This is a genomic window from Allobosea sp. 05T433, from assembly GCF_056396065.1.
In genome coordinates, this window is record NZ_JBFTKS010000021.1 from 116395 (window position 1) to 130554 (window position 14160).

Sequence of the window (14160 nt, forward strand, 5' to 3'; positions counted from 1 at the left end):
GATTGCTCCGGGGGCTTCACCATGTTCCGCCGCGTCGTTCGCCGGGGATTTGCCGGCCTCATGGTTGTGGCCGCAACGTCGACGGCGGGATCGGCCCAGGAGCCTGTACCGCGATCGACGCCTCGCGCCGGCGCCATCGTCTCCGCAAAGGGGGGCGAGGAACTCCAGCTGCAGCGAGAGCCGCGCTGGCACCCGGCCGTCGTGCGCCAGGACGTGGTTGGTGGCGATACGCTGCGTACCGGTGAGATCGGGACGCTCGGCATCACCTTTCAGGACCAGACGACGATCCGCGTCGGGCGCCAGTCGACGCTCGTCGTCAACCAGGTCGCAGCGGCGACGGGCACGACCGAATTGACAGTGCCGAATGGCAATGTCTGGGCTCGTGCCTCGCGCGGCGGTACTGGCGTGACCGTGAAGACGCCGGCCGCCTCGGCCGCGATCCGCGGCACCGACTGGTCGCTGTCGGTCCAGGGCGACCGCACGTCGCTGGTCGTGCTGGAAGGCACAGTCGAGTTCAGCAACCCCCAGGGCTCGGTCACGGTCCAGCAAGGCGAAGGCGCAACGGCGCGTATCGGAGAACGTCCGACCAAGACCGTTCTGGTCAGGTCCGACGATCGCGAGCAGATGCTGTTCTACATGGAGCTGCGCGGCCTGTTCCGTGGCCTGCCGGCGACCCGCCTCGACGGTGCGGCACGGCGCAGCGAGCGCGCGCGGCTCGCCGCCATCCCGATCCCGGCGCGCACGACTGAGGATTGGGTCGCGATTGCGGAAAATGGCATGGGTCATGATCCGCGCGAGATCGTGCTGCAGGCGGTGGCGGAGGCGCGCCGGCGCCTCGGCCAGCGTCCGGCTTTCATCCCGGGCCCGGACGAGGACTGGACTGCGGCGCGGCGCGGTACGGGCGAGACGCAGGCGAACCGTTCCAGCCAGAGCGCCCGCCTCGATCTCGTCGAGGCGATGCTCGCGGGTTCGGCCAAGCGCTACAAGGAAGCAGCCGCGCTGTTCGCGCGGGCGGCACGTGGCACGACGGGGCGCCAGCAACTGACGGCGCGATGCGGTTATTACGCCGCCGCCACGATGGCCGAACCCAAGCGCGTGCTGCCAATGCCACGCGTCGGTGGAGCGGACCAGAATGTCTGTGCCGCCTATGTCATGGGCTTCGGCAAAGGCCTGGAAGAGGCGGCAAACGTGCTGCGTCAGACGGAGAAGGCGGCGCCCCGCCACCTGCTCTCCTCGATGGTGTCGGCGCAGGTCTCGTTGCTCCTGAACCGACGCGACGAGATGCGGGCCACCGTCGAGCGCATGCGCACCATCGATCCCGACAGCCCCGAGACGCTGCTGGCCTCCGGTTACCTCAAGAGCAGCATCGACAGCGATCTCGATGGGGCCGTTGCCGATTTCACGCGCGGCACGGAGGTCGCTCCCGGCGAGGCCACGCTTTGGAACGGCCTTGGCCTCGCCGAGAGCGCCCGCGATGCGCCGCTTGAGGCCGAGCGTGCCTTCCGGCGGGCTATCGCGGTCGATCCCGATGATCCTGTTGCCTATGCGAATCTCGCCACTCTCTTGCTCGACCAGAGCCGCGTCGATGAAGCCGGAAGGCTGATCGAGAAGGCACTGGCGCTCGATCCCTCGCTCGATGCCGCCTACACCGCCAAGGGGCGCTACTACCTGCAGAAGGGCGACATGGCGAAGGCGCTGGAGTTCACGCTCGCCGGAAGCGCCGCCAATCCAGCTGACGCGCAGAGTCTGCTCGCGGTCGCCATTGCCCAATATCAGAGTGGTGACCTGGAAGTGGCTGGCCAGGCGCTCGACAATGCCGACCGTCTCGACAAGAACGATCCCATCATATCCATCACCCGGACTGCCATCGCCGTCGACCAGCTCGAGGCCGATGCCGCCATCATCAATGCGCGCGAGGCTGTGAGACGCTATCGCAACCGTGGGGGCTATTTCGCGGCGCTGGCGACGACGAAGACCGGTGGTTCCTATCTCGGGCAGGCCTATCGCCTGCTGAGCCTCGAGGATTGGGGGCGCTATTACACCGACCGCGTCGCCGATCCGTTCAGCGCCACGAGCTATTTCGACCAATCGGCAGCGCGCCGCGCCCGGCCGCTCTTCGCCCGCCCGACGCTCGACCAGATCGAAGGCGGTACCGCCGATGTCGCCGGCAACCTCATCCTGCAGGGCTTGTTCTTCGATCCGCTGGCGGTCTCCGGCCGTATCGGCCGCATCGATCTGCTGCGCCGGCCCTTCATCGACATCGAGTTCGGCGGCTCTCTCATACGCCGCAACGGCCGCAACGGCTGGCAAAGCGAGGCCATGGTCCAGGCCTTCAGCAACGAGCCGGTGCCGACATCGGTTTCCCTGTCCTATAACCGGATCGACACGGGCAATCGCCGCGGCCGGGCCGGCGGCGAAGACGGCCAGTCGGCGGCGGCATTCGTCGGTATCGCGCCCAGTGCGGCCGATCGCTTCCTGCTCTGGGGCACGGTGAACTCAGCCAAGCCGGATCTGATCGCTCCGGCGATCAACCTCTTCGACGCTGATACCAATTCCGTGAAGACCTATCAGGCCGGCGCCGGCTGGAGCCACACATTCGGCTACCGCAACGTGCTGACCGGTGCAGTGGTCGCGACCGGGGCTGATCAGTCACAGCGTCGGACTGTGACGAATGCCGCCGTCATCGACGATCCAACCTTCGGGCCGTTCTTCCTGTCGCTCGACACGCGCGAGCGGAAGGACACGAAGGTCGATTCAGTCACGGCCGCGCTCAGCCATACCTTCGGCTTCGGCGATTTCACCTTGCGCAGCGGCCTCGAAGGCCAGAGCGGACGCATTCGCAGCTTCATCGCGCAAGGCGCGACGCTGTCCATTCCCCTCATTTCGTTCCTGGAAAGCAACGACACCTTTGACGGCACCCGCAGCAATTTCACGGCCGGTCGCGCCTATACCAATCTGCAATGGCAGCCCTCCGACAAGATCCAGATCGAGGGTGGCATCCAGCTGCTCGGCGCCGATATGGGGCCGTCGCGGTCCAAGACCTATGCCGATCCGCGCATCGGCATAGGTTTCTCCCCGATCGATAACCATTGGCTGCGCGCGGCCTGGCGGCGCGACACCGAGTTGCCGAACGGGTTCACATTGTCACCGGTGACCACGGTGGGGCTGGTTCCGAACGCCCTGCCGGTCCAGCTCGGCGGCAACAAGGAAACGGTGGCGCTGCGCTGGGACGCCGAATGGACCCAGAACATTTTCACCGCAGTCGAGTACCAGAACCAGCGAGCCCGAAACCTGCGGCTCGATTTCCCCGACACGCTCGACAGCTTCGACCTGAACAAGGCCAGGATCGACTATGTCACGGCGACCGCGAATATCTGGCTGACGCATGGCATCGGCGTCTTCGGCACCATCGGCATGGCCAATTCCAGTACGATCGACGCGAACGGCCTGGAAGTCGACGTGCCGTTCGTGCCGCGTCGCTTCGCGCGCGCCGGGCTGACTTTCGTCCATCCCAGCCGCATCAAGTTCTCGGTGATCGAGAACTATATCGGTGAGCGCTACGACAGTCCCGGCGGCGTCAAGCTCGATCCTTTCTGGACCACCGACCTCGCGGCCAGCTACGAAACGCCGGATCGGCGCTTTCTGCTGGGACTCTCCCTGCTCAACGTCTTCGACAGGCGCTACGAGCAGGTCGCCGCGCGCGTCGGCACCAGCGAAGCGATCCTCGGTGCGGGCCGCACGATTGCCGGCTCGCTCAAGGTCCGGTTCTGATGGCGCGCGCAGCGCCTGCTCAAGGCCGGGTCGCCGCGGCTCTGCTTCACCGCTACAGGGCCCTGCAGATCGAATTGCGCGGGCGCCCCCGCCTGCGCAACATTTTACTGGCAGCGCTGGTTTCGCTTCTCATCGTGCCGCTGCATGGCCGCGCCGGCATCAGGATCGTCGAGGCCAGGGTCTTCGATATCCTGACCATGATCGCCCCGCCCCAGCCGGATCAGCCCGGGGCCGTGATCGTCGCAATCGATGAGCCGTCCTTCGCCGAATTGTCCGAGCGCTGGCCCTGGTCGCGCGCAACTCACGCCCGCCTGGTCCAGAGCCTGAAGCAGGCAGGCGCGAAGGTCATTGGCCTCGATATCATCTTCTCGGAACCGTCGGGTGAAGCCGCCGATGCCGCTCTTGCCGCTGCGCTCGCACCCGGCATGGTGCTGGCGGCAGATCGCGAAGTCATCGCCATGGACCATGGCACGCAGGTCTCGCTGGTCGAGCCCCTGCCGGCGTTCACGGAAAACGGCGCGGAAACCGGTGTGACCTCCGTCGATCTCGACAGCGACGGCGTCCTGCGGCGAATGCCACGCATCGAAGGCAGCTTTGCCGCCGCGCTCCTTGGCCAGATTGGCGAACCCCTGCCCGCTATCCCCGAGCGTGTCCTGATCCAGTATCTCGGCGGACCACGCACCTATCCGACGGTCTCCTATTATCAGGCGCTCGACCCGGCAGCCTTTCTTCCGCCAGGCCTCCTCAAAGACAAGGTCGTGCTGGTTGGGTTCAACCTGAAGGCGGCCCCGACTGCTGCTTCCGGTGCGAACGATGCGTTTTCCACCCCCTACACCACGAAAACCGGAACACTGACGTCGGGCGTCGAGATCCACGCGACCCTGCTCGATAATCTCAGGCATGGGCTCTGGATCAGACCCGCACCACTCAGCGCGATCGCAGCCGTCGTCCTGGTTTGCTCCCTGATCGGCTGCGGCACGGGCTCGGCGGCCATCACCTGGCGCACGGGCGTGATCGCGGCGGCAAGCGTCATTGCCATTGCCGCCGGCAGCTGGCTCCTGCTGCGCTACGGCCGAGTCTGGCTGCCGCCGGTGACGCCGACGCTTGCGGCCTTCATAGGGTTCGGCGCACGCTTTGGCATCGACTACGCCCGCGAGCGCCGGCTGCGCGCCGCCGTTTCGCAGGCTTTTTCCCGCTACGTCACGCCCGATCTGGTCGAGGAACTCGCGCGCAATCCCGATTCGTTGAAGCTGGGCGGCGAGCGGCGCGAGATCAGCGTCCTGTTCTGCGACGTGCGTGGCTTCACCAGCCTGTCGGAGCGCCTGAAAGATGACCCGATCCGGCTGACCAGCATCATCAACCGCCTTCTCGATGCGCTATCGGAACAGGTCCTGGAGGCCCGTGGCACAATCGACAAATATATGGGCGATTGCGTCATGGCATTCTGGAATGCGCCGCTGTCCGATCCGAACCATGCGAGTGCTGCCATCGCCGCCGCGCTAAGAATGTCGCAGGCGGTCGAGCGCTTGAATGGGGAACTCCAGATGGAGGAGCCCGGTCTGCCGCCGCTTGCCGTCGGAGTGGGGGTCAATACCGGCATGTGCGTTGTCGGCAATATCGGGTCGCGCTGGCGTTACGACTACTCTGTTCTGGGCGATGCCGTGAATCTCGCGTCGCGATTGGAGGGCGTGACCAAGGATTACGCGGTGCCGGTCGTCATCGGAGACGGGACCGCGCGCGCGATCGAGGACGCCTTCTTTGTCTTTGAACTCGACCGCATCGCCGTTCGCGGGCGCACCGAAGCGACGCCGATCTTCACGGTGCTGGGCGAGGCAAGCCTGCGCAATACGCCAGAGGGGCAAGCGCTCCTGTCAGCCCAGGCACGACTGCGTCCTGCATTGGCCCAGGGCGACACGATGTCGTCCCTGGCCGAACTCGACGTCATCGCCTCGGTCTGGCCGAGCTTGACGGACTACACTGAGAAGATGCGCGGGGCCGTGACGGCACGCGCAGAGCCTGTCTGACGGTAGCAGCGGTCGCGAGCGCGATGGGAGGACGGAGCGATCAGTCCGTGAGGCTCGGTTTCAGCACAATGTGACGATCTGTGATGGGGTGGCTGTCCGATCGGTATTTCCAAGGGACGGATGCCGGTCCTTGGATATCGGCGATGGCGAGCTGTGAGAACAGGCATACCGGCCGCCCACGTACCGCCAAGCGGGTGTGTAACCCATGCTCACATTGATTTGCGTGATTTCAGGCGTGTTGGGCTGGTGCTGCGAGAGAGGATTGAACTCTCGACCTCTCCATTACCAAGTGTGTGACTGTGTCGATCGCGCGTGATATGGATTAATACGTTGTCGCCAGAAATGCAGCAATTTCAACGACAAAATGCGATACCAACCGATACCGATCATCATCGTTCTGTGTTGCCATCCTGTTACCGGAGGTCAAATGGTTGATGTAGCCGACGCCGGCGCGGGCCATCCAGTTAAGCGCCGTGAGCCGTTAAAGCAGAGGCTGACCGAGGCGCTGCTACGCTCGATCGCGTCGCCTGAGAAAGGCGAGCTTCTCGTATGGGATGAGAAGATGCCAGGGTTAGCTTTGCGCATAGGCCAGAAGCGGCGCGCGTGGATCTATGTCTATCGACCGCCCGGCGCTTACACCGAAGCAACAGATGGCACGCGCCGGCGCGTCAATCCGATCAAGCTGCCGCTTGGTGCGTGGCCTGCGCTCTCGGTCGAGAAGGCGCGCGAGGCTGCGCAGGTTGAAGCCGGAAAAATTGCCAAAGGGCAGGACCCCGCCGCTGCGCGCCGCGAATCCGGGCGGCAGGAAAAATCAAGGGTCTCGGCTGCCCTGGACGACTACGAAGCGTCGCTGAAGCGCCGTCGATACGTCAACGTGACTACCGCTATGAGTACGCTCCGTCGGAACCTCGCCAGTCTGAAGGCTCGCGATGTCGCCACGCTGCGCCGCGTTGACGTGACAGGCTTGATCGAGAAGCTCGAGGCGAAGGGAAAACCGGGCGCCGCGGCGGATTTCCGCCGCCACGCTMGCACCTGGTTAGAGTGGTGTACGAACAAGGGACTGGCGCCCTATAACGTTCTCGCCGGGCTGCGTCGTGAGCGCTCCACCAAAGCGGAACGGATCGACACCGAAGAAAAGGGCAGGGCGCTTAGCGACGACGAGTTGAAGGCCATTTGGCACGCGGCGGCGCCTGACACGGTGTTGGGGCGCTACATCCGCGCGATGATCCTTACAGGTGCCCGGCGCGCGGAGATCGCGCGGCTGAAGGTAAGCATGGATGCCGGGGGGCATTTGGACTTGCCTCCCTACCACACAAAGCAAGGGCGCTCGCACCGCATTCCCGTCACTCCGATGCTGCGCAGCATCCTGGCGGCCTGCGATCTTACCAAAGAGCGGCTGTATTTCGCCTCGCCTCTGACGGGGCGGGAGATGAGCGGCTGGACACAGCATGTTGCGAAGGTGCGCAAGGCGTCCGGGGTCGACTTCACCCTGCACGACCTGCGCCGCACGATGCGTACCGGGCTGACGAGGCTTGGCGTCGAGGAGGACACGGCCGAGATGATGCTTGGCCACCAGCGCGGCACCGAGTTGGATCGGATCTATGACAAGTATGATCGCTGGCAGACACGGGTCGAGGCGACGCAGCAATGGGCGGGCTTTGTCGAGGCACTTGCCGCGGGGCCTGCGCCGGAGCAGTCCAATGTGGTGCGTTTGAGCTCACGGAAAGCGAGGCCAGTCACGGCTACCTCGGGCGGCAGTAAGGTTCGACAATAATCGACGTTAATCGTCGAATAAAATCAAACAGTTGAAGATCAAGGAGCGTTGTGGGATAGTGTGTATCGACAACGCCCTGCGGCGGGTCGAGCTGAGCACATAGAAAGATAGAGCGACTGCACATAGCGACATAGGGCAAATGATCAGCCCGGGCCACCGCTCCCGAAATCAGGAGCATCGCTATGCTTTCGCAGTCAGAAATCTCATCGCCTTCCGTTTTTCGCAAGCGGACAGTCTCTTCAAAACGTTGCGCAACGCCGACACCCGCGACCGATCCGGCGGCGAACCGCTCGCGCCGGCATGTCTCCCTCGAGGGCATCGCTGATGCGCCGGATGAGACCGTTGTCACGATCTCTGAGGTTTCCGCTCTCAGTGGATTTGCCACGGTAACACTTCGCCTTTGGGCGCGAAGTGAGCAGCCGCGTGGTCCGCGCCAGTTCAAGGTCGAAGGGCGGCCGCGATACCGGCTCGGTGAAGTTCGTGCGTGGCTGAGCGGCGCGGACAAAGGGCGATGATGGAATCGCCTGACGCTGCCGCCCCTGAACGAAAAAGCCCGGCGCCGCCAGCACGCGGTACGCCGGGCATCTTTGAGTTATCGCATATGAATAGTAACGCATCTTCCGTTGATGTTTCAACGGATATTGGCGCGGCCATGAGGCCCGCCACGTGGCGTGAACAAGCCGTCGTTCTCGCCACGGCCGGCTTCCGCGTCTTCCCTTTGAAGCCTGGTCAAAAGATCCCCGCTTTTGCTGGCTGGCAGGACCAAGCCACGTCAAACCCAGAGCGCGCGCGTGACCTGTGGTCGGAGGCGCTTAGTGGGGACCCTCTCGACTTCAATATCGGAATCGCCACCGGCGCCGGTTTGCTCGTGCTCGACGTGGACAACAAGGACGGCAAGCACGGTTCGAACTCAGTTGAGGCCCTCGAGCTCCGCAATGACGATCTGCCGCCGACGCTTGCTGTTATAACCCCCACCGGCGGGGAGCATCGGTACTTCCGGGTTTCGTCAGAGAGTTGGGTGCGCAACAGTGTCGGAGCGTTGGGCGAGGGCATCGATATCAAAGGCGACGGTGGCTATGTCGTTGCGCCAGGGTCTGTGATCGACGGCGTGCCCTATGTGGTCGCCGACGATGCGCCGATCGCCACTGCGCCATCCTGGTTTGCCGCCATCGTTGCGGCGGTGCGCCCACCGCCTCGTCCCCACGGGTTGCAGGCAGTGTCCCCGCTTGACCGTGAAGACGCAGTCGCACGGGCGAGGGTGTATTTGCGCACGCAGGCCCCCATGGCGATCCAGGGCGACGGCGGTCGGTTGGCGACAATCAAGGTTATTCAGAAGATGGGCGACATGGGAATGTCGCCGACAGGAGCTGCTTTGCTTCTGACTGAGCCCGGCGGTTGGAATGACGAGAATGCCGACCCCTCGTGGTCCGTCGATGAACTCCACTCCATGGCGACTGACTTTCTGACCTCTCACAGGGACCGTCCTCTAGGCTGCGAGTTCCTGTGGACCGGCGACGACGAGTTTGAAGCGGTTGAGATCGTGGACCGCCCCCCGGCCGCAGGCGATCCGCTACACGCCCTTATTGACAGTCGTCAGAAAGCACGAAGCCGAGCCGAGCAACTCGCTCCTCGCAACATCACCAATCTAAACTGGGCGCCGAAATCGAATTATGCGGTGAAGGGTCTGATCAATTACGGGGCAACCGGATTGATCACCGGCAAGTCGAATGCCGGTAAATCGCCTGTCGCTCTTGATCTCTGTGCCCACGTAGCGATGGGCAAGGACTGGAACGGGCACAAAGTACGCGGCGGATACGCCTGCTACATTGCGACTGAGGGCTTCACCGGCAACGCGAACCGCTTCGAAGGGACGCGACGTCAGTACTTTTCCGATGGGAGGCCGGTTCCGTTTGAGGTGATCCAGGCGTCGATCGACCTACGGACAAGCACTGCGGATGCTGATGCCATCGCATCTGCGGTCACAGCCCGCGCGGCTGTCTTCAATGTGAAGCCAGCCCTGATCATCGTTGACACGCTCTCGCACACTCTGGCGGGCGGCAATGAATCCGATCCGGAACATGCACGGGCCTGGCTGAAGAACATTCTCCGCGTCGCCCGCACAACTGGAGCAGCCGTGCTGGCGGTGCACCACCCGCCGAAGGACGGCTCGAGCTTGTTTCGCGGTTCCGGGTTTCTGATGAACGATACAGACGTCGTCATCCAGGTTGAGACCGACGAGAAAACGAAGATCCGGAAGGTCACCACTCCGCGAAACAAGGAAGGAGCGGAGATCGAGCCTATCCAGTTCAGGATCCGTGTTGTCGGTCTTGGTTTTGATGACGAGGGGGAGGAGATCACCACGGTTGTGGTCGATTGGCTCAATGAGGTCGCCCGGGGCGAGGTCCCTCGTCTTTCACCGCAAGAGCAGGCGGCGCTCACAATCGCAGTCGAGAAATCGTGCCCAGAGAACACGCGCGACGGGACCGCTGCAGGCATTTTTGAGTTGGGCGACAAGGCCTTCTCGGTGGCTGAAATTTCGACAGAACTGAATGTTCGGGGCGTCTCGAAATCGACCGAGGCGAACAGTCTCAGAAGCGCGGCGAGGAGGCTCCTGCGAACATTAGCCGAACATGGATTGGTTGAAAATGTGCCGAATAATCAGGGATTTGTACTCACGAACAATGCCGAACAACGGGCGAACATTCGTGAAATTGTTCGTGCCCGCTAACCCGAACAAACCGAACACAGTGTCTAAAGACTGTGTTCGGTTGTTCGCGGGGGGATTTTGTTGGAGTTGTTTCTAGATGGCCGGACGTGTCCACCCCTCGGTTAAAGACAGGGCGCCGCGGCATTCGGCCCGCGCACGCAATGGTGACATCGCCCAGGGCGATCGTTTCCATTCCTACGGCCAGTTGTTCCATTGCTTCGACGTCAGGCCTCATCCGACAGCCGCGGGTTTCGAGATTGACTTCCGTTGGCTCGAGACCAAATGCGAGGACTGCCGCCGGCCGTTCTCCTTCCGCGCCACCTTGGCAGAGATAAGCCGCGATCAGCTCCGCCGGCGCTGCAACGGCTGCAAGAAGCCTGGCAGGGTGACGAAGGCCGTCTCGCCCCACGCGGTGGCTAAGCGTCGACGCACCGCCGCGGAAAAGAGAAAGCTCATGCTCGACGCAACGCACCTCGCCAAAATGGAAAAGGCAGCCTCCGCCGCCACCGAAAAGCCATCCCCGCGAGAGCTCTCTGACATCTTCCGCGCAGACCAGCGCCGCATCAGGCAGACGCGCCTGGCCCATCTGCGCGCTGCAAAGATGCTCTGCGTTCCGGTCTCCGAGATCATCGCCATTGAGGTCAGCCGACGCAGTCGACTAGCGGCGATGAATTCGCTGTGAGATGCTGCGGTTGCCGCTGGGGTAGATCATGAAAAAATCCGCCGCCCTACTCGCTACGATAGTCTTGCTTTCTGCGTGCGCGGACCGTCAAGAGGCATTCGATAGCAAGTACCGCGATTTGCGTGGCTTCGGAGCGCGCACCGAAGCCGATATGTTCGCGGATGAAGCTGCTTGTCGCTTCCAAATCAACTCTCTGCCAGACAGTCGGTCGACAAACTCCGATTTGCTCACGGATTGTATGCGCGCCCGCAAATGGGAGACAGTAGAGCGCGATTCTCGCTACGTGAAAGTGGGATTTGGGCTTTAGCGTCAGCCGAGACGGTGGCCGGCGCGATCGGGTGCATAAAGGGTCTGAACCTAGGACTACCGGGCTCCGGAAGCCTGTAGTTCTCGCAAATTTGTTTCGGCTCCGTTATGATTTAGCCTTGTGGTTAGGCGTCATGATCGGAGACCGATAAATGCCTCGTCCCCCGAGTCGCACAGGCCTCGATGACTCAACACAGCGCGAAGTCTGTTGGTGGATGTCGCAAGGCTGCGGGCCGGAGGACGCTGCGAAACGAGCGGGGCTGCCGAACGCCAACCGCGTCTACCATTTCAAGAAGACGCAAGAGTTCTCCATCATCCTCAGGCAGGCGCTGTCGAAGCATCTCTCTGATGACCTGGCACCGAAGGCAGTGGCTATTCTGGACGAGATCATGTCCGATAAGAATGTCTCGCCCAAGGTCCGGGCGGACGCTTGCAGGGCAGTTCTAGACCGGGCCGGCTTCTCCGCCACGGCGACGGGAAAGCCTCCGGTGGGCGGCGGCAGAGCCTTGAACGAAATGAGCGTCACCGAACTGAGAGAGATGCTCCACGCGCTCGAGCAGCAGCGTGCCGAGGAGGCCAAGATCGTGAACGGCATCGTCGTGCTCTCCGACGATGCGGAAGACGTCGATCCTATGGAGTGATTCCGCGTGCGTTGCCGGTGCGTCGTTCACCGGCCCCCGGAGCAGCGCAGCGGGGCTTGCTAATCCAGCGATGGGCGGCGAACGTGCGGCGTTGGTTGGCGACACGGGATAGGATCATGCTCGCGCGCTCCATTGGCGCTTTGGTGCTCGCAGCGGTTCTGAGCCATGGCTCGTCGGCTGCTGAAATTCGCCACCAACCTGTTGGCCAAGGTGTTGGCTTCATCGCGATCGGCGGCAATCTGGACATAGGCGATGAACTCGTTTTCGAGCGAGCGGCGGCGTATTACGAACGTGGCGTCGTTCTGCTGCTCAGTCCTGGCGGGAGCGCCGTTGCTGGCATGCGAATCGGTGAGATGGCTCGGGCGCGGCGTTTCTCTACTGGTGTTGCACCAGGCACCACGTGCGCATCAGCTTGCGCCTTGGCGTGGCTCGGTGGCTTCAATCGCTACATGTCTGCGTCCTCACGCATCGGCTTCCACGCAGTGTTCACCGACGATGGGGAGACGAAGCGGGTAAGCAGTGTCGGGAACGCCTTCGTTGGGGCCTATGCGCAGCGGATGGGACTATCTGCCTCCGCGATCGATTTGATCGTGCGCGAGGATCCGCACACCATCGAATGGCTCACGCCCGCAAAGGCGCAAGCCGCGGGCATCTCGTTGCGCCTGCTCGAGGTCGAGGCTCCTTCGGGCGAGGCGATTGGCGCAGCACCCAAGTATCCGCATTTCGTGACCGGCCTGGATCCGCTGGGTGACAATTGGCTGGCTCTGAAAGCCGGACCGGAATTACGATCAAAGCGCTTGGCAAAGCTGCCGCCCGACACGCCCCTCCGCGTTTCCGAGCACTCAGGGAGGTGGCTAAGCGTAGAGATCCCCGACGGCCGTTCGGGATGGGTTGCTCGCGAATATGTGGGCTGTTGTCGTCGGTAGGCAGCAGCGACGCGGCTCACTTTGCGCGCCGCTTCGATCGACGCCAAGCACGTATCTCCGCTGAAACTTTTACCCCGGCGCTCACGAGCAAAGCGAGAGCGCTAACGGCAGCAATCCAGATGGACTCGGGTGGCACGGGTCACTCCTCTCAACAAAATGTGAGAGAAACCCGACGGGGATATAGGGGTGTTTGCCGGCAGCGATGTCAACAGTGGCCCCCTGTGAAGAACGGGAAGTTCGCAGCTGCGTGCGACAAAACAGGTGAATTCCTCAAATTCCCTGTGCACCAAAGCGAGAGACACGACAGCGCTCCACGCCTGCTCTTTGCCGTGGCCGATTTGCAATGGCACTGCGGAGTTGGTGGGCCGAAGTCGGCCGTTAACGCCACATCAGCGTCGATCTGGCCACAATGTTTGCTTGCCGCCCGTTTTCTGCGGCCACGGGAACAGCCGCGTACGAATACGGAACCGCAAAGAACGCTGAAAACTCTATTTCCCCCTGAAAAGGCGACCGCAGCATGCCAGCGCTGCCATGAAGGAAGCGTTCAGTGTGTCCAAGGTAGATGACGACGAGGATGATCTCGCTACCATTCGCATGCCGGCCGCGCGTGACGCGATCGTGCGCGACCTATTGAGGCTTTAGACGGTCATGAGCGGAAACGCCGCCCTGAGCAAAGTGGAGAACATCGCCGAACTGGCGAGGTCATTCCCGCCGACGCGATCGACGCCCGAGCAGATCGCGGGCCGCCTTGAGGAACGCCGCAAACGGATCGATGCAGCGAAGGCGAGCCAGCATTCCCCGATGGATCACCCCAAGGTCATGGTCGCAATCCGGGGGCTTCGCGCTGGCGCCGCCATCCCCGCGAGAGAATAGGCATGAGTGAGTCAACCGAGAACGCCGTATACGCTCTCGTGGCCGTGGGCTGGCTGCTCGCCTGGGTGAGCGCCCTGACCTTTGGCCGCCTGCGTCGCTAGGAGCCGCGGAGCCGGATGTTTAGAGGCCCGACCAACGCTCAGATGGCCCTGTCGGTGCTCGCCATGGCCGCGGCGCATGGATCAGCCGGTTCAGATTAGGTGACTTCGCCCCCGGGTAGTGAGCCCCCCCAAGGGACGACGGGGACTGTGGCTGCGAACGCCGCCACGCCGCAAGCGGCATCGTCTCGGTAATGGATTGACGGTCAGGGGGCATTACTACAGTTGTAGGTCGCTACCGTAGAGATAGGATCATTGGCGCAAGTAAGCGGCATCAAGAGCCGCATTGCATCGCGCGGAAACCACGCGCCTTGCCGTTGTAAGGCATGCGAGAATATTGCCCTGACCCGCCACGACT

Annotated in this window: 8 protein-coding genes; all 8 read left to right on the top strand. The window is 63.0% G+C overall.

The genetic code is table 11. The features are described 5' to 3' along the window. The first annotated feature begins 21 nt into the window (after positions 1 to 21). Complete coding sequence (locus AC1DGP_RS24950; RefSeq protein WP_441507229.1) at positions 22 to 3771, top strand: FecR domain-containing protein; 3750 nt, start codon at positions 22 to 24, stop codon at positions 3769 to 3771. Then, positions 3771 to 5795, top strand: a complete 2025-nt coding sequence (locus AC1DGP_RS24955; RefSeq protein ID WP_441507228.1) for a CHASE2 domain-containing protein — start codon at positions 3771 to 3773, stop codon at positions 5793 to 5795. Before AC1DGP_RS24950 ends, AC1DGP_RS24955 begins: the two co-directional genes overlap by 1 nt. A 427-nt stretch (positions 5796 to 6222) precedes the next feature. Beyond that, positions 6223 to 7569 carry an integrase arm-type DNA-binding domain-containing protein gene (locus tag AC1DGP_RS24960; RefSeq protein ID WP_476832635.1) on the top strand — a complete coding sequence of 449 codons (1347 nt, stop codon included), beginning with the start codon at positions 6223 to 6225 and terminating at the stop codon, positions 7567 to 7569. 511 nt (positions 7570 to 8080) lie between these two features. Then, positions 8081 to 10297, top strand: a complete 2217-nt coding sequence (locus tag AC1DGP_RS24965; protein WP_476832636.1) for a bifunctional DNA primase/polymerase — start codon at positions 8081 to 8083, stop codon at positions 10295 to 10297. Between the two features lie 76 nt (positions 10298 to 10373). Further along, positions 10374 to 10958 carry a hypothetical protein gene (locus AC1DGP_RS24970; protein ID WP_441509046.1) on the top strand — a complete coding sequence of 195 codons (585 nt, stop codon included), beginning with the start codon at positions 10374 to 10376 and terminating at the stop codon, positions 10956 to 10958. A gap of 521 nt (positions 10959 to 11479) precedes the next feature. Continuing rightward, positions 11480 to 11905 (top strand): hypothetical protein, encoded by a 426-nt coding sequence (locus AC1DGP_RS24975; RefSeq protein ID WP_441509047.1) that lies wholly within the window; start codon positions 11480 to 11482, stop codon positions 11903 to 11905. A gap of 116 nt (positions 11906 to 12021) precedes the next feature. Then, positions 12022 to 12831 carry an SH3 domain-containing protein gene (locus AC1DGP_RS24980; protein ID WP_441509048.1) on the top strand — a complete coding sequence of 270 codons (810 nt, stop codon included), beginning with the start codon at positions 12022 to 12024 and terminating at the stop codon, positions 12829 to 12831. Between the two features lie 648 nt (positions 12832 to 13479). Further along, complete coding sequence (locus AC1DGP_RS24985) at positions 13480 to 13704, top strand: hypothetical protein (protein WP_441509049.1); 225 nt, start codon at positions 13480 to 13482, stop codon at positions 13702 to 13704. Positions 13705 to 14160: the final 456 nt, after the last annotated feature.